Genomic DNA, 23,523 nt, shown 5'->3' on the forward strand with positions numbered 1-23,523 from the left:
GTGTAGAGTTGTGTTTACCGACGCGGGGTGGAGCAGCTCGGTAGCTCGCTGGGCTCATAACCCAGAGGTCGCAGGTTCAAATCCTGTCCCCGCTACTCAGCACGAAGGCCCCGGCGCCCCCAAGGCGCCGGGGCCTTCGGCATGCCGTAGGACGACGCCCCGCCCGGCCGTCCCCGAGTCGCGGCACCTCCCGCCCGGCGCGACCCTGGAAGCAGTACGTACGTACAAGGGGCGCGGGCGCGCGCACGGCCAGCGGGAGGCGAGCCTTGGGGCAGCGAGGAACGGGGCCGGCCGAGGGCGACAATCCGCCACGCCCCGAACACCCCACGCCTGGCTCGCCCCAGACGGCCCGCCCCCAGCCGAGTACGCCGGAGCGCACCGGGCCCGGGCCCGGCGGAACCGCCCAGGAGCACGCGGACCCCGGCGGGACCGCCCAGGAGCACGCGGGGCCTGACGAGACGGCTCCGGGGACGGACCCCGCTCGCCCGGACCCGAAGGCGGCGGCCTCGCCCCGTACCGGTACGGAGGGGGCGCCTCCCGCCCGTACCGGCTCCGACTCGCCTCCCTCCGCACCACGCGGCCCCGGGCCCTCGCCCACCGACGTGCCGGCCCCCGCCGACGCCGCCGACACCCAGCCGTCCCCCGATGCCTCTCCCGACGCCGATGCCGACCCCGCGCCCCCCGGAGCCCCAGCTCCCACCGACCCCACCGACCCCACGCCCGCCACCTCGCCCACCTCCTGGGACACCCCGCCCCGCCAGGACTACAAGCCCGTTCCGCCGCCGCCCCGGCGTCGTCCGCGGCAGCATGCTCAGCTCGCCGCCGCGTGGGCGCGGCGGGAGGCCTGGGTGCGCGTGGTGGTACGGGTGTTGCCGCTGGTGCTGGTGGCTTCCGGATTCGTCTTCGGGTTGTTCGCGCCCGCGACGTTCACCGGGGCGCCGTTCTTCGCCGCCGGGCCGCTCGTCGCCGCACCCTTCGCCTCGTCGCGGGTCACCGCGGGGGTCGGCGGGCTCGCGGCGCTCGGGGAGATCCTCTTGGAGGTCATTCGGGGCCGGTTGCCCACCGGGGCCTTCCTCATCGAGCTGACCACGGTGCTCACTGTCGCCGCGCTCGCCGTGCTGATCAATGCCCTCATCCGCCGCGGCGACCGTCGCCTCGCCTCGATGCAGAACGTCGCAGCCGTCGCGCAACGCGCCGTGCTGCCCGTCCCGGCCGAGCGGATCGGCGGGCTCGACGTCGCCGCGCAGTACGAGGCCGCCGAGGCCGACGCCTTCATCGGCGGCGACCTCTACGCGGTGCAGGACACCCCGTACGGCGTCCGGATGGTGCTCGGGGACGTGCGCGGCAAGGGGCTCGGCGCGGTCGAGGCGGTCTCCGTCGTCATCGGGGCCTTTCGCGAGGCCGCGGAGCAGGAGCCGACGGTCGAGGGCGTCGCGCAGCGGCTCGAACGCGCGCTCGCCCGCGAGGGTCTGCGGCGCCGCGCGCTCGACGCCTTCGAGGGCTTCACGACCGCCGTACTCGCCGAGGTCCCGCGCGGCGCCGCCGAACTGCGGCTCGTCAACCGCGGCCACACCGAACCGTTGCTCCTCGAACGCGACGGCCGGCTCCACGTCCTGACCCCCGGCGAGCACGCCCTCCCGCTCGGCATGGGCGAACTCGGCGCCTGGCCCGACCGCGCCGAGATCATCGACTTCCCGCCCGGCGCGACCCTCCTCCTCTACACCGATGGTCTCTCCGAGGCCCGCGACGCGCGCGGTCGCTTCTACGACCCCGTCGCGCGCCTCAGCGGCCGCGTCTTCCCGCACCCGCGCGCCCTCCTGACCACACTCACGGAGGAGGTCAGGCGGTACACCGGTGGCGCCACGACGGACGACATGGCCCTGCTCGCCGTCCGCCGCCCCGAGGCCGAGGCCCAGACCCCTGGCGCGGCGGACGCGGCCGGGGCGACCAGTGCGAGCGACGCGGGCGGAGCGGGCGGAGTGGGCGGAGTGGGCGGAGTGGGCGGTGCGAGCGGGGGGCAGGGGCCTGTCACCCCGCGTGAGTCATTCGATAACAACTGACGCACCATCAGGTTCACAGCCTGGAGGATGAGCGGGTCAACTCGTCCGGATCGCTCGCTACATGTCCGTTTAGCCGCTGGTGGTGACCGTAAAGGATCATCGGGAACGGCTTGGAATCACCCCCGCCGGTCTATTAACGTTCGATAACGCAGCGCGGTCGTCCCAGTCGGCGAGAGCGTCGGCTCCGCGCGCGTGCGCCGAATCCCGCGAGGGAACCGGGGAACCACTCCTCCGGGGTGAATCGGGTGCCCGCTCGGGTGCCCGTAGGAGACCTTCCTGCTCCGAACCCGTCAGCTAACCCGGTAGGCGAGAAGGAAGGAAAGGAGAGTCGCCTTCGTGGCGTCCAACCCGCCTGCCCCCGGCCCCAGCGCCTTCCCCACCGGCACGCTCACTCCCGGCGGTTCCCTGCCGGCCCAGCCCCCGGCACACACTTCCGGCGCGCCGTACGGGGCCGCCGTCCCCACTCCGTCGTACGGGTCCGTCCCCCCGCAGTCGTACGGGTCCGCTCCCGCTCCGTCGTACGGGACCGACGCCGCCCCCGCCCCTGCCGCGTACGCGCACCCCGCGGGCCACCCCGCCCCGGCGGACGTCTACCCGGGCTCGGCCGGTTTCGGCGGGTACGGCGAGGGTGCTGAGGAACCGGTCGGCGAGTGGAACCCGACCGAGGACTCACTCGGGTCCGTGCGTGGTCGGCACCGTGTCGCCAAGCAGCGGGGCGGACTCGCCCGCAGCTCGACGGTCCTCGGGGTCGGTGTGCTTGCCGCGGTCGGCGCGGGGGGTATCGCATCGGCGCAGGAGAAGCCGCCGGTCAAGCTCTCGCTGCCGGACAAGGTCACGGAGGTGACCGGGCAGCTCAAGCAGGTTCTGCCCGACGCCGAGTCACTTCCGGGAATCGGCTCGCTCGTCGCGGACGCCAAGGGCGACACCCCCGAGCAGCTCGCCGCGAACCCGGCCGCGGCGCCACTCACCAACGCCGGGCTCACCGACACCGACCGCGAGCAGGGCACGACCGACGCGGGCGAGGCACTGCGCGCCCGTATCCTCGCGCAGGCCGAGAACCAGGCCGACAGCGCGGACCGTGCCGCCCGCGAGCAGGCCGAGGCGGTCGCGGCGCAGACCGCGGCCGACAACGCCGCGCAGGCACAGAAGAAGGCAGCCGACGAGCAGGCGAAGAAGGAAGCGGCGGCGAAGGCCAAGGCGGAGGCCGAGGCGAAGGCCGAGGCGAAGGCGAAGGCCGAGGCGGAGCGCCTCGCGGAACTCGCCCGCAGCTACACCCTCCCGGTCGCCTCCTACACCCTCACCTCGCACTTCGGCGACGGCGGCTCGATGTGGTCGTCCGGGCACCACACGGGGCTCGACTTCGCCGCGCCGACCGGTACGCCGCTCAAGGCGATCCACACGGCGACCGTCCAGGAGGCGGGCTGGTCGGGCGCGTACGGCTACCGCACCGTGCTCGTCCTCGACGACGGTACGGAGCTGTGGTACTGCCACCAGTCGTCGATCTCGGTCAGTGTCGGTCAGAAGGTGACGACGGGTGAGGTCATCGGCCGCGTCGGAGCGACCGGCAACGTGACAGGGCCCCACCTCCACCTGGAGGTCCACCCGGCGGGAGGCGCGGCGGTCGACCCGCTGCCGTGGCTCCAGGACCACGGCCAGCAGCCCTGAGCCGCGAGGGCGCTCGGCAGTCCCCTGACGTACGACTGGCAGTTCCTTGGCAGGGGAATGGCAGTTCACTGCCGCCTGACCGGCAGTTCCCTGACGCTCGACCGGCAGTTCGCTGACATTTCCCGGCGCGGCGGGCACCGTCCGTCGCGCCGGGAATTTCCTGGCGCCTTCAGGCGTTGAATGGCCTCATGACTTCTCTCCGCTCCCTCGGTGCTTCCGACATCGAGGTCTTCCCCCTCTCCCTCGGTGGCAACGTCTTCGGCTGGTCGGCCGACCGTGACACCTCCTTCGCCGTCCTCGACGGCTACACGCAGGCCGGCGGCAACTTCGTCGACACCGCCGATGCCTACAGCCACTGGGTGCCGGGCAACGAGGGCGGCGAGTCCGAGCGCATCATCGGCGAGTGGATGAAGGCGCGCGGCAACCGCTCCGAGGTCGTCATCGCGACGAAGGGCGGCGCGCTGCCCGCGCACAAGGGGCTGCGTGCCGCGACGGTCAAGGCCGCCGTGGAGGACTCCCTGCGCCGCCTCCAGAGCGACTACATCGACCTCTACTACACGCACTACGACGACGAGTCGGTCGAGGTCGGGGAGTTCCTGACGGCGCTCGACGAGCTGGTGCGGGCGGGCAAGATCCGGGCCATCGCCGCGTCGAACATCTCCCCGGAGCGGCTTCAGGAGGCGCTCGACTTCTCCGACCGCGAGGGCGTCGCGAAGTACGTCGCGCTTCAGCCGCAGTACAACCTCGTCTCGCGCGACACCTACGAGGGCTCCCTCCAGGACATCGCCGGCCGCGGTGGTCTCGCGGCAGTGCCGTACTACGGCCTGGCGGCGGGCTTCCTGACGGGCAAGTACCGTCCGGGCACCACCGTCGACAGCGTCCGCGCCGAAGGCGCGGGCAAGCACCTCGAAACGGAGCGGGGCCGCAAGGTGCTCGCGGCGCTCGACGAGGTCGCCGAGGCGCACGGCGCTGAAATCGCCACCGTCGCGCTCGCCTGGCTCGCCTCACGGCCGACCGTCGTCGCGCCGATCGCCAGCGCCCGTACCCCCGAGCAGCTCAAGGCCCTCGTCGCCCTCGCCGACCTGACCCTCACCCAGGCCGAGCTGGACAAGCTCACCACTGCCTCCGCCTGAGCGGCTCTTGCCGCCTCTGGGCCGGTGGTGGCACCCAGGGGTCGCGGTATGTGCCGCCCCCGGAGGGCTGCCCCGTCCCTCCCGCCCCCGTCGGAGTCCCGGCGGGGGCGGTGGCGTGCGGGTGAGACATGGGGCCGGTCGGACCGTACGTGGCCGTGCTGTGGCCGTACGGCGGAAAGGTCCGACCATACGGTGGTGGTGCCCCGTGTCCGGCTCCCTGCCCGTACCCGTGGCCCTGCCCGGGTGGTGGTGTCCGCGGCCACCACTGCGGAGGCGCGTACCAGCCGCCGGGGGCCGCCGCGCGGGCAGGTTGCGCGGGGAGGAGGTGCGGGGCGCGGGGCGGGACGAGCCGCCAGGAGTGGGCGAAGGCCGGGCGGGCGAGCGCGCGGTCCTGCCACAGATGGTCGAGGAGTGCGCGCTCGCGGCGCGCGAAGTCCGGCGTACGACGGCCGCGTTCGGCGTCGGAGCGCAGCAGCGCGAGGCGCGTCGCGGCGGCCGCGTACGTACGCAGGCGCCGCGCGTCGGCACGTACCCCGTGGTACGAGGCGAACTCGGCGGCGACGCGGCGGGAACGCAGCGAGCCGAGCGCGAGGGGTTCGTACGGCGAGAGCCAGCCCGCGAGCGCGTACCGGGGCAGTGTCTCGCGCACCGTGCGCAGTTCGCGCTGCCGGTGCCACAGCACGAGCCACACGGTGAACCCGAGCGCCGGGATCATGAGCGTCACGTACACGACCAGGAAACCGAGCGGGCCGAAGACCGTCGAGCCGTTCCACGCCGCGTGCATGGCCATCGCGAGCAGCAGGCCCGCGACCGGCAGCAGCACACGGCCCACGCGGCGCCTGCTCAGCAGCGCGAGGCCCGCGCCGAGCCCTGTCATGCAGGTGAAGAGCGGGTGCGCGAAGGGCGAGAAGACCGCGCGGACGAAGAAGGTGGCGACGGTGACGGCGGCGCCTGTGCCCTCGTCGCGGTCCGAGCCGAAGGCTTTGGCGAGGTAGAGGATGTTCTCGGTGAAGGCGAAGCCCGTCGCCGTGAGGCCCGTGAGGACCACCGCGTCGACGGGCCCGCGTATCAGGCGGCCGCGGAAGACCAGGACGAGCAGCAGCGCGGTGGCCTTCACGCTCTCTTCGACGACGGGTGCGACGGCGAGCGCGGCGACGGTGTTCGGGTCGACCGGGCGTGACCAGATGTCCGCGAGCCACACGGCCGCGAAGCTGTTCGTCACGAGCGCGATGAGGGCCCCCGCGCAGGCACCCCAGGCGAGGACGAAGGCGTGCGTGCGCCAGGGGAGGGGATGTGCGCGGCCCAGCCAGCGGAAGGCGAGCACCACCGCGGGCGCGGGCAGTACCGCGAGGCCGAGGCCCACGAAGAACGCCTCGGTCCCGGTCTCCTCCCGTACCAGCCCCAGCATCACGAGGCCGCACAGCGCGAGCAGCACGGCGAGGCCGGTGAGACGGACACCACGGCGTCGCCACCAGCGCGGCCGTCGCGGCGTCAGAAACCCCTGCGGTGCGGCCGGGGCAGGCGGAGAGTTCACGCCTCCGACCTTAACGACTCGCACCGACAGCCGGACCCGGAACGCCTGTTCGGCGGCCCGGGGGCAGTGGGTCCGGGTCCGCTGCCCTTGGGCGAACCTCGGGATCACCCCGCGCCGAGGTTCACCTCACCGCTGGCCCCGCCCCCACCCGGTCGGGCTCCGCCACCTCGTACGCGTTGCGGCGGAAGAGGAGATCGTGCACGACGTGCCCCTTCCGCAGCCCCTGACCCTCGAAACGCGTCTCGGGCCGGAAGGCGGGGCGCGCGGCGAAGCCGCCACCCGGGGCGGTGTTGTCGAAGGCGGGGTGCGCGCTCAGCACCTCCAGCATGTGCTCCGCGTACGGCTCCCAGTCGGTCGCGCAGTGCAACACCGCGCCCTCTGCCATGCGGCTCGCGGCCAGGTCGAGGAAGTGCGGCTGGATGATGCGGCGCTTGTGGTGCCGGGTCTTGGGCCACGGGTCGGGGAAGTAGACGCGTATCCCGGCGAGCGAGGCAGCGGGCAGCATGTCACGGAGCAGGACCACCGCGTCGCCGTTCGCGACCCGTACGTTCTCCAGGCCTGCCCCCGCAGTGAGACCGAGCAGTTGCCCCTGTCCCGGAGTGTGCACGTCGACGGCGAGGATGCCCGTCGCGGGATCGGCGGCCGCCATCTTGGCGGTCGTCTCGCCCATGCCGAAACCGATCTCCAGGACCACGGGAAGCCCGCCGAAGAGGGCCTTGACGTCGAGAATCTCGCGCCCGTCCACGTCCAGGCCCCAGCGCGACCAGTGCTGCCGCAGGTGTTCGGCCTGCGCGGTCGTGACGCGACTGCGGCGCGGGGTGAAGCTCTTGATGCGTCGCTCGTTGAGGGCCCGCGAGGGGTCGGCGGCGGGGCCCACTCCCTCGACGAACATCCGTCCCTGCGCCCGGGTGCGCGGCGGCAGCGCCTCCGGCTCGGGGCGCGCGGCGGCGGGACTCACGGCGGCGGGATTCACGGGAGCGGACGCGGGGGCGGCGGACTCGGCGGCCGTAGGGCTCGCGGTCGGCGCGGGAGAGGTGGGGTGCTCGGACACAATGCCGTCGATTCTACGGAACCGGGGCGGCGGATGACGGCGGGCGGAGGGGGCCGGGGCGGGGCGAGCGAGGCGGCGGAAGGGGTGAGCGGCAAAGGGGCGTGTCGTTGTCCACAGGCTGTGGACAACGACACGCCGAGTATCCCTCCCGCACTCCAGGCGGCTTGCGCCCGTACGGGGGAATGGTCCGACCACACAACGGTGGCTCCGCTCGCGGCCGCGCGGCCGCCCGTCCGGTACGGAGGTCCCCTACGGAGGTCCCGTACGGGGTCCCTACGGGACGGGTGGCCGCGCCTGCCCCCTGCCCCCTCTACGCCGGCGCCACAAGGAGCGGCTTCGCACGCTCCCGCAGTTCCGCGACGCGCGGCTCGTCCCCGTACGGCTCCAGCTTCCGCAGCAGGTCCTTCACGTACTCCTTCGTCCGCGCCGAGGAGATCCGCCCGGCGACCTCGACCGCCCGCGAGCCCTGCTCGCACGCCGCGTCGAGATTCCCGGACTCCAGCTCCGCGACCGCCGAGACCACGAGCCGCAGGCCGTGCGAGCGCACGTACTCCTCCGTCGGCCGCGACAGCGCCTGCTCGGTGAAGCGGCGCACCTGGCGCGGGTGCTTGAGGTCGCGGTAGCACTCCGCGGCGTCCGCGGCGAAACGGTCCTCGCCGTAGAAGCCGAGCCAGGCCGGGTCCTCGTCCCCTGGCCGCGCCCGCTCCAGCCAGCTCTCCGCTGCCCGCAGCGCCGCCGAGGCCGCCGGGGCGTCCTTGGCCCGCGCGTGCGCCCGCGCCTCGACGAGCCGGAAGAAGCTCATCGTGCGCGCGGTCGCCAGGCCCCGGTTCCGCTCGGCGGCGGCCTGTGCGAGGTCGACGCCCTCGTCCCCGAAGCCCCGGTACGTCGCCTGGAGCGACATCGTGGCGAGCACGTACCCGCCCAGCGGCACATCCGCCGCGGCGCGTGCGAGCCGCAGTGCCTGGATGTAGTAGCGCTGCGCCGCCTCCTGCTGCCCCGTGTCGAAGGCCATCCAGCCCGCGAGCCGCGTCAGCTCCGCGGTCGCGCCGAAGAGCGCGCGCCCGACGTCGTCGGAGTACGCACCGAGCAGGAGTGGTGCCGCCTCGACCCGCAGGCACTCGGGCACCATCGAGGACCGCCAGTCGCCGCCCCCGTACTTGGAGTCCCAGCGCCGCGCGTCCTCCGCGGCCTCGCGCAGCTTGCGCACATCGCTGTGGCCGACCCGGAACGGCGTGCCACCTCCCTCTCCCGGCCCGGCCGCGGCGGGCTCGCGCGCCACCGAACCGTCCGCCGGGGATATCAGCCAGCGCGAGGCCGGCGTGGCGTAGGCGCTCACCGAGAAGGACCCGGCGAGCGACTGCCAGATGCCTCCCCCGGCGCGGCGCCCGGCGAGGTCGAGCCGGTACAGCTCGGTCGCCGATTTCACGGCCCGGCCGACGTCGCGCGGGAAGGTGAGGCCCACCTCCGGCGTCGGGTCGGCGTCGGCGAGGCCGATCTCGTGCAGCGGGACCGGTCGGCCCAGCTTCTGCCCGATGGCCGCCGCGATGAGGTGCGGGGCGGCGCCCTGCGGCACCATCCCCTTCGACACCCAGCGCGCCACCGAGGTCTTGTCATAACGCAGGGTCAGCCCCCGCTGCTGACCGAGGTCGTTCACACGCCGCGCAAGCCCCGCGTTGCTGATGCCCGCGAGGGCGAGGACGGCACCGAGTTTCTCGTTCGGTCCGCGTTGCTCCCTGGACATGCGCCACCCCTCGACACAGACGCCCGCCGCTCCGGCATAACCGTGCGGCATTGGTAAACCCAGCGTAGTTCCCCGCATCCCAAGCGTTAAGGGCGGCGGTTCCGGATGGCGAGATTGTTGCCGCTCCCTGTGGCCGGGCGCGCCCCGCCGCCGGAGTACGGCGACGCCCGCGCGACCCGCCCGGCGAAGCGGCCCGCACGACGTCGTGGGAAGCGCCGGACAGCGCCTTTCCCAGGACTCCGGTCAGTGCGTCGGGCCCCGCCCTCGCGACCGCCATGCCTCGCGAACCGGTTCGATAGCGGTCACGGACTGTTGACACTGTCGCCGTGCCCACGCCCTGCCCCCGGACGCCCGCCGCCGCATCCGGAGGGCGATCCCCCGCGCCCCCGCCGCACGCCACGCGAGGCTTCGCCCCGGGGTGGCGCCGGGTTGGCGGCACAGAGGCGGAGTTGGTCGCCAGCCGGAGGCGGCGGGGGCCTGCCGCGGAGGAGGGGAACGCGGGAGTGGGGCGTGCGGGCATGGCGCGAGGGGAGATGGGGGCGAGACGTGGGGGTGGGACGGGGCGGTCGGGGCGTTCGGGGCCGGATGGCGGAGACGAGTGGGGAGCGATCCATGAGGCGGGCGGTTCGCGAGTGCCGGGTTGCAGAGGGGGGGAGGGAAGGGCTCCGGTACGGGGCCGAGGCGCGCTACGGGGCTGGGCAGCCCTCCGTACGGGGCGGAGCCGCCCTCCACGCGGGGTAGGTCCTCCGTCCGCCGGGGCCTGGCCGTCCGCAGGGGCGGGGTCGGTTCGGCGGGCCTTTGGCGGTAGGGGCGGGGCGTCCGGCGTGGGGCGGCTCGCCGGACGCCCCCTGCCTCCGCCCCCGCCCCGCACGCTCCGCGCATGGCACCGTGCGCCCGGCCGTGCGCTCTCCACGCGGCCCGTACCAGCGGCTTTATTGGTGGGGCGTGGGTCGGCCCGCTGAAAGTGACGCAGTGGGCCGGGGGAGACCGCCGTCCTCATCCCCGCGGACGGCGGACCGGTCCGGGAGGCGAACGGCGCCTCCCGGACCGCGCGCGTTCCCGGGGGTACGGGGCCGCGCCCTCGCCCCGGCGAAGCCCGGGTCGGCATGAGGGGCGCGCGGCCGTGACGGCCCGGGCCCGCGAGTCCGTGGTCGCCGCGCCGCGACGGTCGCGCGGAGCGGCGCCGCATGGAACGGGGGCGCGCGGAGCCGGCCGGGGCGGGCCGCGCGGAGCGGAGGGGACGGGGACGCACGCCGGGCGACGCGGCCTCTTGCCCCGTTCCCACGCCGACGACGCCGCACCCCGTACCGCCTTCGCGCCGTCGGACGCCGTACCGCCTTCGCGACAGGACCGGCACATGCCTCTGGCCTGCCCCCGACGACCGGTTCCCGCCCCCGGCGCAACGCTCAGCTCGGGGTCGCCCGCCCGCTGCCCGACGTACCCCGCCTCCCCTCTCTGCGGTACGCCGTACCCCCCGCTGCGCCGTAACTCCTCCCCGGCCCGGCCCGCGCCCCCTCGCGACCAACTCGCCAGCAACGCGCCAACTTCCCCCAACCTCGCCTTCCCGGCGCCAACTTCACCCAGGAATCCGCCAAGCCCGCATTCCGGCCGAGTCCTTACGGGCCGAAGGCGGGGATTCCGCTTGCGGTTCGCGACGGCCCGGTGGCCCGCGCCGAAACCTCCCTACCCCGGCTGGTGACCGCTTGGTGACAGGTGGGCGGCGGATGCGGAGCGCCAGGGCTCGCAGGCGCCTCGGGGCGTGCGGCGGGCGCGTGCGAGGGCGTGCGGTGACGGCCGGTTCCGGTGGCCGCCCAGGTGCGGGGGACCCCGAAGGAGGGCCACTCGCGCCCCGGAGAAGGCGCGCCCCACGCCGTACGAAGAGGCACGAAGAGGGAGTACGTGCCCTGTTCCGACCCTCCCGACGACCGCCCGGAGGCCCTCGCGGGAAGGCGCCACGCCCACCCCGCACCCGCCGTGCCCCGCCTCGGAATTGGCCGGATTCCTTCGGTCCCCGAAGCGTGTCCGCTCCCTCCGGCCTGCCGCCGACGGGTGAAGGGCGGGACGCGCGCGCCCGCCGTGGCGCACGATGCCCACCGGGGCGTTCTCCGCCCCGTACCCCTCAGCCTGGGTGGGAAGCCCCGTCGACCGCCCCGCATCCCTGTGGCAACGCCTCCGCTCCGGTGGCCGAACCGGCGACGCGCCCGGTCACGGAGGGGAGCCGGGCCCCAAGTCCTGGCCAGAACTCATCGGCACGGCAGGCCGGTTCGCCGGACGCGCTCCGGGCCTGGGGTCGGCGTGCGGCCAAGTGGCGTGTGCCGGGGGCGCATTCACCCGGCGCATGTGCCCCTTCGCAGGTGTGCACACCACCTCCGTCCAGCAGGAGCAGGGCCGCCGCGACGCGCGCCCCGTACCCCCCTGAGTACCGCTTCTTCGTGGCAGCATGGGCGGAAGCGGTGGGACTTTCCGGCGGAACTCCCCTGCGCGACTGGGTTGTCCACAGGCTGTGGAGGCGGCGATGCGGTGGTTGGTGGGGTGGAGCAGCACCGCGGCCCGGCGCCGCTCGACCGGCCCTGCCGCGTACGCACCACCGAGCCCGCCCACCGGTTCCGTCGCCGCGCACGACACCGCCTTCGGCACCACGGGGCCTGAGCACGGCTACGGCGACCCCTACGGCTTCGACCAGTACGGCAGCCGCGGCGGCGCCGCCGAGCACGGCCAGGGCCGTGCCCAGGACCCACCCCCCGCCTACAACACCTCCTCCACCAGCGGCTACGGCGGCGGGCACGCCGACGACTACGCCGAGGACACCATCCAGCCCGTCGGCGCCCAGCTCCTGTGGGGCGACCCCGACCCGCTGTGGGCCGTCGGCGACTGGCGCCCCGATGAACTCCGCGTCGTACGTGCCGACTCCGAGACCCGTATCGCCGTCCTCGGCACCTGCGCCGCCACCGACGCCCAACTGCGCGCCGCGCTCTACTCCGCGAAGGGTGGTGCGTTGCGCCACCTCACCGCCTGGGCCGGCAGCTATACGGCGGTCGTCCAGGTCGGCCGTCGCACGATGGTCGTCGGCGACCTCGCGGGCGCCCGGCCCGTCTTCCACACCCCGTGGGCCGGTGGCACCGCCTTCGCCACCGCGGCACTCCCGCTCGCCGACCTCATCGAGGCCAACCTCGACATCGGCTACCTCGCGGCGCTCCTCGCCGCCCCCGACGTCCCCGAGGCCCTCCAGGACGCCACCCCGTACGCCGGGGTCCACCGCGTCCCCCCGGGACACGCGCTGATCATGCGTGCGGGCGTCCCCGAGATCGCCGGCTACGAGCAAATGACCTCGCTCGCCGTCTCCGCCGCGCCCGTCGCTGCCGACAGCGCCGTCGAGGCCGTGCGCGAAGCACTCGTCGAGGCGGTACGGGTCCGCCTCGCCGCCCCCCGCCACGTTCCCGGCACCGAGACCGACCAGGGTCCCGTCCCCGGCATGGGCCCCGCCGAGCGCCGCGCCGCGCGCGGCATGCCGCAGCCCGGCATCGGCGCCGACCTCTCCGGCGGCAGCGGCTCCGCCACTCTCGCACTCCTCGCCGCAGGCCTGCCGGGGATGCCCGGCACACTGCTCGGGCAGGGCACGGGCGCGGGTGAACGCCTCGTCGCCGTCACCTTCAACGACCTCGTCGTCCCTGGCCGTGAACCCGAGACCGAACGCGCCGCCGCCCTCGCCGCCAACCCACGCCTGCACCACGTCGTGGTCGCGGGCGGTCCCGACACCCTGCCCTTCGCCGAACTCCGCGTCCCGCTCACCGACGAACCGGGTCCCGCCCTCATCGCCGCAGGCCGCCATCGCGCCCGGCTCCTCGCGGGCAGCGCCGACCACTTCACCGGGCACGGCGCCCGCCAAGTGCTCGATGCCCACCCCGCCCGGCTCGCCGACCTCCTCATGGACCGGCGCAGACGCCACCTCGTCCGGCCGGTCGCCGCGCTCACCAAGGCCGAGGGCTCCGTCATGGTCCCCGGCAAGGTCTACGGCGCAGCCCGCCGCCTCGCCCGTACCCCGTACCGCGAAGGGCTGGAGGACGCAGCGAACCTCCTGCTGCGCCGCCGCTTCCCCGAGACGGCAGACGGCGCCGTAGGCGCCTCGCTCGCCGCGCTCGCCTGGGCCCGCCCGGGACCCGCCGCGCGTTGGCTCACCGGTGAGGCACTCGCCGAAGTATCGGTTCGCCTCCACGAGGCGGCCGCTCGCCCTGGCCCAGGCTCAGGCCGCCGGCCCGGCGACTTCCGCGCCCGCGCCGCTCTCGCCCGGCACGCCGCCGACCTGCGCGTACTCGAACAGGCCGCCGAGATCCGCTTCCAGCGCCTCCACGCTCCCTTCCTCGACAACCAAGTCGTACGGGCCTGCCGCGCACTGCCCGAAGCGCTGCGCGTACGACCCGGTGCGCGGGCCGGAGTGTTGCGCGCTGTCCTGGAAGGCGCCGGCGTCCACGAACTGCCCTCTGGCTGGGGTACTCCGTCGACCGCGGACCCGTACGCACCCCTCCGTATCGGCCTCCGCAACCACCTGGACGCCCTCCTCGACGTCTTCCGCACCCCGCTCCTCGCCGAGGCAGGCCTCATCGAGGCCCGCGTGGTGCGCAAAGCACTGCGGCAGGCGGCCGAGGGCGCGCCCGTACCGCTCGACGGCCTCGCCGAACTCGTCGCGACCGAGCTGTGGCTGCACCGCCTTCTGGAACGGCGGGGCACCTCATGGACAGGCACCCCCACACGCCAGCGCGCGGTACCCACCGGCTCGGTGGCGCCTGCGCGAGGCGCGGCAGGCGCGCTGGGGGCGGGCCGCGGGGCTGTCAGCGGCTGAGTGCGCCCGGGGCTCAGGGGGCACCGGCTGGCTGAGGTGCGCACGCCCTAGGATGGAGGTCCGTGGAACTTACTGCCGCTGTGTGGTCATTCGCCCTCGTCGTCGGGCTCCTCACCCTCACTCCAGGCCTGGACACGGCCCTCATCCTCCGTACCGCCCTTCTTGGTCACCGCACCCGCGCCTGGGGCACGGTGCTCGGAATCCAGACCGGCACCCTGCTGTGGGGCACACTCACCTCGGCGGGCCTTACGGCCCTTCTCACCGCCTCCCGTCTCGCCTACGACATCCTGCGCTGGGCAGGCGCCGCGTATCTGCTGTGGATGGCCGCGCGGATGATCGTCGCGACCTCGCGCACGAAGCGCGGGGATGAGGAGGCCGGTCCCGAGACGGCCCCGGCAGGGAAGGATTCCCTTGCCGCCGGCTGGCGCCAGGGCTTGCTGACCAACCTCCTCAACCCCAAGATGGGCGTGTTCTACGTCGCCATCCTTCCCCAGTTCATACCGGAGGAAATGCCGCATCTCGCGATGGGCGTGACCCTCACGTGTGTGCACATCACGCTCGGACTCGTGTGGTCCGCCACGCTGGTCGGCTGCGCCGGTGTACTCGGCGCCCACCTCCGTCGGCCCAGGGCACGCGCGCTCTTGGACAGGGCGACAGGAGGTCTCATCGCAGCCCTGGCGGTCCGGCTGGCGATGAGCGACTGAGCTCGCCCGCGGATGGGGCCCCCGACTTCGGGCCCGTAACAGCGGACGGCCTCCGGGCACACGAGTGGCCCGGGAGACCCGGAGCGGCCTCGGACGCTCCGGTGCCCGCAGCATAGGCACATGTCCGTGGCGCCTGCTGCGTGCTGCACAGCTCCTCACTCGGAGGAGTGAGACGATTATTTTTTCGGGCGGAGTTATCCACAGATGTGGGCGGATGGCGGGGGGCAGGGCGGCGGGCGCGAAAGAATGGATGCAGGGGAGCCCCCCCGGGTGGGTGGGGGCATGCCCTGACCCACCCGCAACAGCCCCCCGCCCTCCCCACCCCCACCACCTGAACATTCGTTCCCATCCCCCACCCCTCATGGACAATGGCCGGGTGAGATACCACATCCTCGGAGCCACCGAGGCCCGCACCCCCGACGGCACCCCCGTGCCGCTCGGCGGTGCCAGGCTGCGCGCGCTGCTCGCCGCGCTCGCGCTGCGACCTGGACGCGAAGTGGCCGCGGGGACGCTCATGGACGAGGTGTGGGGCGGCGAGCCGCCACGTGACGCGGGGGCCGCGCTCCAGGCGCTCGTCGGCCGGTTGCGCAGGGTCCTCGGGCACGAGGCACTCGTCTCGGGACCAGGCGGCTACCGGCTCGTCGCTGAGCGGAGCGACATCGACCTGTACCGATTCGACGACCTGCTCGGCGAGGGCTCCGCCGCGCTCGACGCGCACTCCTACGAGAAAGCGGCCGAGATCCTGCGTGCGGCGCTCGGACTGTGGCGCGGCCCCGCCCTCGCGGACTTGCCCGAGGCCGCGGCGGAGGCCCGGCACGCGGAGGACCTGCGGCACACCGCAGTACGCCGTCGGGTCGAGGCCGACCTCGGCGCGGGGCGCGCCGCCGCGCTCGTACCCGAGCTGCGCGGGCTGACCGCCGCCCACCCGTACGACGAACGCCTCCACGGTCTCCTGCTCCGCGCCCTGCGCGCGGACGGCCGGCCCGCCGACGCCCTCGCCGCGTACGAAGACCTCCGCCGCACCCTCGCCGAACACCTCGGCACCGACCCCGGCCACGAACTCCGCACCCTCCACGCGGAACTCCTCCGCGAGACGACAGCCCCCGACCCGGCGCCCGTCGCGCCCCCGCCCGTCGAGAGCCCCGTCCCCACCACCGGCATCCGCCGCAGGCTCACCTCCTTCGTCGGCCGCGCGCGAGAGATCGAGAGCATCCGCGCCGCACTGCGCGCATCCCGGCTCGTCACGCTCACGGGTCCCGGTGGCTCGGGGAAGACCCGCCTCGCCGAAGAGGCCGCCCTCGGCTACCCGTCCGAAAATGTGCCCACCACGGGCGACCCGTCTCGGCCCACGCCCGGCGAACCCCCACGGCCCGCCCCCGCAGGCGTCCCCCGGCGCGCCACCGCACCCCACGCCCACCCCCACGCCCACCCCCACCCCCACATCCGCATGGCGGAACTCGCCCCCCTCGACCGCCCCGAGGACGTCCCCGCCGCCGTCGTCAGCGCGCTCGGTGTGCGCGAGACGGTGCTGCGCACCGCCCCCGAGCGGCCCGTGGCCACCGCCGATCCCGTCGAGCTGCTCGTCGAGTACTGCGCGGGCCGCGAAGTGCTGCTCGTCCTGGACAACTGCGAGCACGTCATCGAGGCCGCCGCGCGCCTCGCCGAGACCCTCCTCACGCGCTGCCCGGGACTCACCGTGCTCGCCACGAGCCGCGAACCCCTCGGCGTACCCGGCGAGGCCGTTCGGCCCGTCGACCCGCTGCCCGCCGCCGAAGCGGTCCGGCTCTTCGGTGAACGCGGCGCCGCCGTGCGCCCCGGCTTCACCGTCGCCGAGGACCCCGACGCGGTCGCCGAGATCTGCCGCCGCCTCGACGGGCTGCCGCTCGCGATCGAACTCGCCGCCGCGCGCCTGCGCCTCCTCGGCCCCCGCCAGCTCGCCGAGCGGCTCGACGACCGTTTCCGGCTCCTGACCGGCGGCAGCCGCACGGTGCTGCCCCGCCAGCAGACCCTGCGCGCCGTCGTCGACTGGTCCTGGGAACTCCTCGACGAGGAGGAGCACGACGCCCTGCGCGAACTGTCCGTCTTCGCCGGGGGCTGGGACCTCTCCGCCGCCGAGGCCGTTTGTACGGGCCCCGCCGATCTCCTCGTCGGCGCGCTCGTCGACAAGTCACTCGTCGTCGCGAGTCCGGAGCCGGACGGCACGGGCATGCGCTTCCGCATGCTGGAGACGATCCACGAGTACGCGGTCGAGCGCGCCGCCGAGGACACGGACCGCGCCGCCGCGGCCGGGCGCCGCCACACCGCGTACTACCGCGCGCTCGTCACCACCGCCGAACCCCTCATTCGTTCGGGTGAACAACTGCCCTGGATCGCACGCCTGGAGACCGAACTCGACAACATTCGTGCCGCTCTCGCCCGCACCCTCGCCGCAGGCGACGAGGAGGACGCGGCCGCCCTCGTGCTCGGCTGCGGCTGGTTCTGGTGGCTGCGCAACCACCGCATCGAGGGAGCCGAGTGGGCCGAGCGCGCGATGGTGGTCGCCGGTGGCGTCCCCGCCGCCGTCGCCGAACTGCGCGTCCGCCACAGACGCACCGAAGACGGTACGGGCCGGACGGCCCCGACCGGGGCGCGACCCGGCGTCCCTCCGGACGACCCGCGTTACTGGCCGCGACTCCACCTGCGCATGCTCCACCTCTTCCTCGCCTCCGAGACCGACCAGGAGCACGAGCGCCTCAGCCCGTCGGCCCGTGCTTACGTGACCGAGCTGCGCGGCGTCTTCGCCGAGGCCGACGCGCCGGAGGCCACCGTCTTCCCGGGCCTGCTCGCGGCCTTCGCCCCCTTCTTCCTCGACACGAGCGAGGACGCCTACCCGCTCATCGACGCGGCCGTGGACCGCTGCCGTCGCCTCGGCGCCGACTGGGAACTGGCCGTCGCCCTCATGTTCCGCGCGCACATCACTGTCGACGCCCCGCGCGAGAACGCCGACGCCGAGGACGACCTGACCGAACTCCAGTCCCTCTGCGTCCGGACCGGCGACCGCTGGCTGGGCGCGCAGGTCGCCAGCGCCCGCGCGGAGCTGGCGATGGCCCAGGGGCGCTACGAGGACGCGCGCGCCGAGTGCGAGGAGGCCTTGCACCTCGCCCAGGAGGTCGGCGCCTTCGCCGAGACCCCCTTCCTCCTCGCCCGCCTCGCCGAGATAGCCCACCACGCCGGCGACCGCCCGCGCGCCGAGGAACACATGGCGCGCGCCGCCGCCGTCGCCGAGGAGACCGCCGCACTCGACGCGCACGCCTTCCTCATCCTGCTCCGCGCCCGCCTGGCCCTGGAGGACGGCAATCCACACGAGGCCGAGGCCCTGTGCGAGGAACTACGGGCCGTGGGCGGCACGGCAGGCGGCCCGCCCACCTGGATGGCCGCCTTCGCCGACACACGGATACGGGTACGGGCCGCGCTCGACGGCCCCGCGGCGGCACTCCCGCAGTGGCGCGAAGCCCTTGCAGCCGCCGTCTCCGCGCACCTCTCCGGCAGCATCACCGCCTCGCTCCTCGAAACCGGCGCCCTCCTCCTTACCGACACCGGCGACCACACCCGCGCCGTCCACGCCCTCACTCTCGCCACCCGCCTACGCGGCCCCCACGCCCGCGGCCCCCACGAAGCGGCCCTCGCCACTCGCGTCACCACGGCCACCCGCACCGCACTCGGCCCCGACGCCCACGCCGCAGCCGTCAGCGGGACCACCTCCCTCACGCCGGCCGACCTCATCGCCTGACCCGCGCCTCGCCCGGCGGCGGCGCCCGCACCCTGCCGCGTACCCTCGCCCCTCGCCCGCTCACTCGCAGGCGAACCGGGACCCCGCCCAGTCCGCCACACCCAGCCGTCCCAAGTGCCCCAAGGTCTCGCGCGCGGCCCCGATCCCTGGGCCGTCCCCGCCGTCCCCGCCGTCCTCGCCGTCCCCAGCCGCGAGCCCCGCGGCCGAGCCCCCCTCGGCCGGGTCGACGGCCTCCACGACGAGCCGCACCGTTCGCCGTCCCTCGATACCCACGCGTACGGGAACCGCGGGCTCGCCGCCCCGCAGCACGCCCGAGCGCCACAGCCGGACCCCGTCGGCCCAGACGGCGAAGCGGGCCGCGCCGATGCCCAGGGTCATATCGTCCAGTCCCGCGTACGCCTCGTAGCGCGTGCACGTGCGGTTGAGGTCGATCGTCGTTTCGGAAGGGACCCGCACACTCACCCCGTGCCCGTACCGCGTCCCCCCGATCGACATCCCGTCGGGCCGCTGCCACACCGGACTCCCGCTGAGCCGCATCTCCGGCCCCGTGCCGTCCCCCGTGAGCCCGTACGGCAACGTGCTCCACCGGTACTCGACCGGCTCGACGGGAGGCGTCGGAGGCGTCGGCGGCGTCGGGGTAGGCGAGGCGGGTGCCGGGCTGGGGGAGGGCCGGGACGGTGGCGTCGGGGTCGGCGATGCGGGGGCGGGCCGGGGCGTCGGGGGAGCCGGTTCCGGGGCGCGCGGCGGTGCGGAGACCCGCGGTGGACTCGGCTCGGCAGCGACGGGAGCCGGGTGGTACGGCGGCGTGGGGCTCGGCACGAGCGGCTGCACCGCCGGTGGGTTCGCGTCGGGGACGGGCGGCCGCTCGGGGTGTTTCCGGTCCTGTTCCTGCGCGGTGAGTACGAGTACGAGCGCGACCGCTGCCGTGGCGACCACGCCCGCCGCGATCCCCGCCTTCACCGGCGCGCCCACTCCCTCCGAGGCCGCGCCGCCCCCACCTGCGGCGGCCGCCGAACCGGCCGCCCCGGCCCCCGCCGCTCCCCCGATGAGCGCGAGCGCCTTCCCGTACCCCGCCGCACCGAACCAGCCGATGACCGCGACAGGCACGAGCCCGGGGATGCCCCTCGCGACCTCTTTGACCTGCGAGGCCGCGAGCCGGCACTCCGCGCACTCCTCCAGGTGCTTGCGCAGCCCCCGCTCGGCGCGGCTGCGCAGGCCCCCTCGCGCGTAGGCGCCGAGCCGGTCCGCGTATGCCGCGCAGCCCTCGCTCGCCGTCCGCGTCGCGCTCACGTGCGCCTGGAGGTACGCCTGCTTGAGGCCCTCGCGCGCCCGGCTCGCGAGCACACGGGTGCCGTTCGCGTCGAGCCCGAAGAGCACGGCGACCTCGCTCGGAGACTCGTCCTCGACCTCCGTGTGCCACAGCACCGCCTGCCAGCGCTCGGGCAGGCTGCGAAAGGCACGGACCGCCATCGACTGCTCGGCCTCGTGCATCGCGAGCACGTCGGCGCCGAGGTCGAGGGTGTCCTCGTCCGCGCTCGCGGTGCGCGCCGCCTGCGCGGCGAACACCGCGAAGTCGTCGACCAGGTGCTCACGCCTGGCCGTCTTCGTCCAGTCGGCGGCGACCCGGCGCACCGTCGTCAGCAGGTACGCGCGCATCGCGTACTCGGGGCCCGCGCCCCGCCGCAGCGCAGCGAGCGTGCGCGCGAAGACCTCGGCCGTCAGGTCATCGGCCGTGTCCCTGTCCCGGCAGCAGGTACGGGCGTAACGCCGTACCCCCTCCGCGTGCCGCTGGTACAGCTCCCCGTATGCCGCCTCGTCCCCGCCGCGCGCCCGTTGCAACAGGTCGCCGTCCCCGACCGCCGGGTGTCCGCCCTGCCGCGGCACGTGCGCCCGCACTCCGTCCTGCCCCGTACCGCTGCTGCTCTCGCGGCCCCCACGCCCCTGCCCCGGCACGGTCTCGCGCGCCGGGCCCCCGACGCCCCCCGTGCCGGTCCCCGCGTCCCCCGCACCGGTCCGTGGCTCGGACCGGTCCTTCTTGCTCACCGCGAAAACGCCCCCGTACCGACGCGAAGATCCAGACTTCGGTACAGAGTCGCACGGTCGGCGACGGCGCGGGGCGGCGCAGAAGTGGCCTCCGGGCGGGCCCGTGTCGCGTCTGAACTGCGGGAACACCGATGCGCATCGCCCCGCAATTCTCACCCGAACGGATGAACGCGCAAAGCGGCGCGGTGACTCTTGAGGCGGTACGAGCCGCCCCAGGGCTCACCGCGCCGTCGCGCGAGGCGCCTTCACTCCAGCGGCCGGCTCCGCAGTCCTTCGAGCAGGATGTCGAGCAGCCGTGTCGACGCGGCCGCCTGCTGCTCCGGATCGGGCAGCGCGGGCGCGGCCGTGGCGATCACGAGGAGGATGTCCGAGACCGTCACGTCCTCGCGCAACTCGCCTGCCTTGCGCGCCCGTTCGACGAGCCGGCCCACGACGTCGAGCAGCACGGCGGCCCCGGATTCCTCGGCGGCACCCGCCGTCGCCGCCCCGTCGGCGAGCGCCCCGCGCTGCGGCGGCACCCGCTGCGCCTCCGCCGCCCCACCGCCACCGGGAACGCCGCCCGGCCCAGGACCCGCACCCAGACCAGCCGAGGCCCCCGCGCCGGTCGCCGGAACGACCCGCAGCACCTGCGGCGGCAGCAGCCGCCCCGCGCCCGAGGCCACCGACATGCGCAGGAACCGCGAGAGGGCCGACCACGGCTCCTCCTCCTGACCGAGCGCGGAACGCGCCTGCTCCGTGAGCCGCGCCGTCTCCTCCTCGGCGATTCGCCGCACCAGCACGTCCTTGCTGGGGAAACGCCGGTACACCGTCCCGACACCCACCCGCGCGCGCCGGGCCACGTCCTCCATCGGCGCGCCGTAGCCCGACTCGCCGAACACCTCACGCGCCGCGCGCAGCACGTGCTCCAGATTTCGTTGCGCGTCCACGCGCAGCGGTGCCGTCCGTGAAGCCGCCCGCACCCCGCGCGGCGGCTGTGGCCCGCCCCGGAAACCCGCCGGCGTTCCCGCCGTCACCGCCCCCGGAGTGATCCGTGCCGCCGGCCATTGCGCATCCCGTATCTCCATGCTGTTCCCCCGGTCGTGGGGTCTCCCCCCGGAGACTCCCTCAGCTGCGGCCGGAACGTGAGGAACGGTCCGTTTCCCCGGGAGCGCACCCACGCCGCTCCGGCGACTTACGAACATAGTTGAGTGCCGGGCAATTCAGAAGGGTCCCGTTCCGGACAGAAAACACCCCACGGCACACACCTGCTGGCCCCCCACCCCGCACCCCTGTCCACCTCACCCGTACCACCCGTGCCGACCTGCGGGAACACCGTTTTTCCCCGCTCTTCGCCCCGCTCATAAGTCTTCTGATTGCCAGTCATATGAATTGCGGGGCCTGTGGACAAACCCGAAGTGCCGTTGCCTCATGGGGTGGTGAAGGAACCCGTGCGCATTCTCGTGATCGGTGGCGGTCACGCCGGTACGTACACCGCGCTGCGCCTGGAGCGCCTGCTGCGCGCCGCCGGGGCGCCCCGCGCCGAGGTCCGGCTCGTCACCCCCGAGCCCTACCTCACCTACCGCCCCCTGCTCGCCGCCGCGGCGGCCGGCACCCTCTCCCCGCGCCACGTCCTCGTCCCGCTCCGCCGCGTCCTGCGCACGACCCGGCTGCTCCTCGGCGAGGCCGTATCCCTCGACCTCGCCGCGCGTACGGTGTACATACGTACACCGGCCGGACCCGAGGCGGCGCCGGTCCCGTACGACGAACTCGTCCTCACCCCCGGCACCGCTCCCGCGCCACCGCCGCCCCACGCCCTCCCGCTGCACAGCCTGGCCGACGCCCTCGCGCTGCGCTCCCACGTCCTCGCCCAGCTCGACCTCGCCTCGTCGACCCGCGACCCGGCCGTGCGCGAGGCCGCGCTCTGCTTCGTCTTCCTCGGCGGCGGGTACGCGGGCGTCGACGCGCTCACCGCGCTCCGCGACATGGCCGAGCGCGCCCTCACGCACTACCCGGGACTGCGCCCGGCAGACCTGCGCTGGGTCCTCGCCGAGCCCGGCGAACGGCTGCTTCCCGAGGCCCCTGCGGACATCGCTACGTACGCGTCGCGCGCCCTGCGCCGCGCCGGCGCCGAGATCCGGCTCGGCACCGCGCTCCGTACGTACCGCCCCGGGCTCCTCGTCCTCGGCGACGGCGACTCCCTCGCCACCCGCACCCTCGCGCACACACCGAGCGCCCTCCGCGCTCCCGGCGCACCATCCCATCCCCTCCTCACCACCCCCGCGCTCCCACTCACCCCCGAAGGGCGCCTGCGCTGCGCCCCCGATCTCGCCGTCACCGGCACCCCGCACACCTGGGCCGCGGGAGACACCGCGGCCGTCCCCGACCCCGGAACCCCGGGCGCCACCTGTGCCCCGCACGCCGGACACGCCCACGGCCAGGCCCACACCCTCGCCGGCAATCTCCTCGCCACCCTGCGCGGCGAGCCGACACGCCCGTACGAGGAGAAGAACGAGGGCCCGTACGTGGCACTCGGCCCGCACGACGGCCTCGCCCGCCTCCACGGCCGCACCCTCACCGGGCGCCCCGCCGCAATCCTGCTCCGCGCCCACCACCTCAGCCGGTTGCCCACCGCCCGGCGCAAGGGCCGCGTCCTCACCGAGTGGGCCTTCACCACACTCTTCCCGCGCGAGCCCGTCGCCCTCGGAGCCCCCGAGGCCGACCCGGGCGAACCGCCCTGATCCCCGGGCCCACCACGGCACGGCAGACCTGCCACGAACCGCCCGCACCAACCGGACGCCATCCGTTGCCCACGAGGCACGACCGGTCCGAAACCGTCCCGGCACAAGCGCGCCACCCCCGCGCACGCCGCGTCACGCACCACCCCCCGAGCGCCCCGCGCAACCCGAAAGCGGCGCCACCCCGCCAGACCGGAACTCCCCGCGAGCGCCGTCCGTCTGAGGGGTGACGGAGGAGGCCCGACCCGCCCGGCTCCCCGCGCCGCGCCCTG

General features: G+C 74.7%; 12 protein-coding genes, 1 tRNA gene and 1 riboswitch. Of the genes, 8 read left to right on the forward strand and 5 right to left on the reverse strand.

Going from position 1 to position 23,523, the window contains the following annotated elements; all coding sequences use genetic code 11:
* Positions 1-21 precede the first annotated feature (21 nt).
* The 4 genes from ACQYWQ_RS16170 (at position 22) to ACQYWQ_RS16185 (ending at position 4,858) form a co-directional block, all read left to right on the forward strand.
* Positions 22-95, forward strand: a tRNA-Met gene (locus ACQYWQ_RS16170).
* 759 nt (positions 96-854) lie between these two features.
* Positions 855-2,060: a PP2C family protein-serine/threonine phosphatase gene (locus ACQYWQ_RS16175; RefSeq protein ID WP_431039215.1), complete on the forward strand. Its 1,206-nt coding sequence runs from the start codon at positions 855-857 to the stop codon at positions 2,058-2,060.
* Positions 2,061-2,245: 185 nt separating this feature from the next.
* Positions 2,246-2,384, forward strand: a riboswitch (cyclic di-AMP (ydaO/yuaA leader).
* Between the two features lie 12 nt (positions 2,385-2,396).
* Complete coding sequence (locus tag ACQYWQ_RS16180; protein ID WP_431035385.1) at positions 2,397-3,725, forward strand: M23 family metallopeptidase; 1,329 nt, start codon at positions 2,397-2,399, stop codon at positions 3,723-3,725.
* A 188-nt stretch (positions 3,726-3,913) separates the two neighbouring features.
* Positions 3,914-4,858 (forward strand): aldo/keto reductase, encoded by a 945-nt coding sequence (locus ACQYWQ_RS16185; protein WP_431035386.1) that lies wholly within the window; start codon positions 3,914-3,916, stop codon positions 4,856-4,858.
* Here the strand turns inward: ACQYWQ_RS16185 and ACQYWQ_RS16190 are convergent.
* From ACQYWQ_RS16190 to ACQYWQ_RS16200, 3 genes are all read right to left on the reverse strand, one after another.
* A complete protein-coding gene (locus tag ACQYWQ_RS16190; protein WP_431039216.1) occupies positions 4,839-6,293 on the reverse strand; it encodes a PrsW family intramembrane metalloprotease in 1,455 nt (484 codons plus the stop codon). The two genes, ACQYWQ_RS16185 and ACQYWQ_RS16190, sit on opposite strands and share 20 nt — an antisense overlap.
* 220 nt (positions 6,294-6,513) lie before the next feature.
* Positions 6,514-7,443, reverse strand: a complete 930-nt coding sequence (gene trmB, locus ACQYWQ_RS16195; RefSeq protein WP_431035388.1) for a tRNA (guanosine(46)-N7)-methyltransferase TrmB — start codon at positions 7,441-7,443, stop codon at positions 6,514-6,516.
* A gap of 310 nt (positions 7,444-7,753) precedes the next feature.
* Positions 7,754-9,184, reverse strand: coding sequence for a hypothetical protein (locus ACQYWQ_RS16200; protein WP_037869672.1), 1,431 nt, complete (start codon positions 9,182-9,184; stop codon positions 7,754-7,756).
* A gap of 2,515 nt (positions 9,185-11,699) precedes the next feature.
* Here ACQYWQ_RS16200 and ACQYWQ_RS16205 point away from each other — a divergent pair.
* From ACQYWQ_RS16205 to ACQYWQ_RS16215, 3 genes are all read left to right on the forward strand, one after another.
* Complete coding sequence (locus ACQYWQ_RS16205) at positions 11,700-14,021, forward strand: asparagine synthase-related protein (RefSeq protein WP_431035389.1); 2,322 nt, start codon at positions 11,700-11,702, stop codon at positions 14,019-14,021.
* A 62-nt stretch (positions 14,022-14,083) separates the two neighbouring features.
* Positions 14,084-14,725: a LysE family translocator gene (locus ACQYWQ_RS16210; RefSeq protein ID WP_431035390.1), complete on the forward strand. Its 642-nt coding sequence runs from the start codon at positions 14,084-14,086 to the stop codon at positions 14,723-14,725.
* Positions 14,726-15,101: 376 nt separating this feature from the next.
* Entirely contained in the window at positions 15,102-18,494 is a 3,393-nt protein-coding gene (locus ACQYWQ_RS16215; protein ID WP_431035391.1) for an ATP-binding protein, read from the forward strand.
* A gap of 60 nt (positions 18,495-18,554) precedes the next feature.
* Here ACQYWQ_RS16215 and ACQYWQ_RS16220 read toward each other — a convergent pair whose 3' ends face one another.
* Together ACQYWQ_RS16220 and ACQYWQ_RS16225 are read right to left on the reverse strand one after the other, a co-directional pair.
* The gene (locus ACQYWQ_RS16220; RefSeq protein WP_431035392.1) at positions 18,555-20,537 is read right to left on the reverse strand and encodes a sigma-70 family RNA polymerase sigma factor; all 1,983 of its coding nucleotides are present in this window, start codon (positions 20,535-20,537) and stop codon (positions 18,555-18,557) included.
* A gap of 245 nt (positions 20,538-20,782) precedes the next feature.
* Positions 20,783-21,601 (reverse strand): TetR/AcrR family transcriptional regulator, encoded by an 819-nt coding sequence (locus tag ACQYWQ_RS16225; RefSeq protein ID WP_431035394.1) that lies wholly within the window; start codon positions 21,599-21,601, stop codon positions 20,783-20,785.
* A gap of 363 nt (positions 21,602-21,964) precedes the next feature.
* Here ACQYWQ_RS16225 and ACQYWQ_RS16230 point away from each other — a divergent pair, with 363 nt between their 5' ends.
* Positions 21,965-23,254, forward strand: coding sequence for an NAD(P)/FAD-dependent oxidoreductase (locus tag ACQYWQ_RS16230; RefSeq protein WP_431035396.1), 1,290 nt, complete (start codon positions 21,965-21,967; stop codon positions 23,252-23,254).
* Positions 23,255-23,523: the final 269 nt, after the last annotated feature.

Source organism: Streptomyces sp. P6-2-1, from assembly GCF_050613165.1.
Classification (GTDB): Bacteria; Actinomycetota; Actinomycetes; order Streptomycetales; family Streptomycetaceae; genus Streptomyces.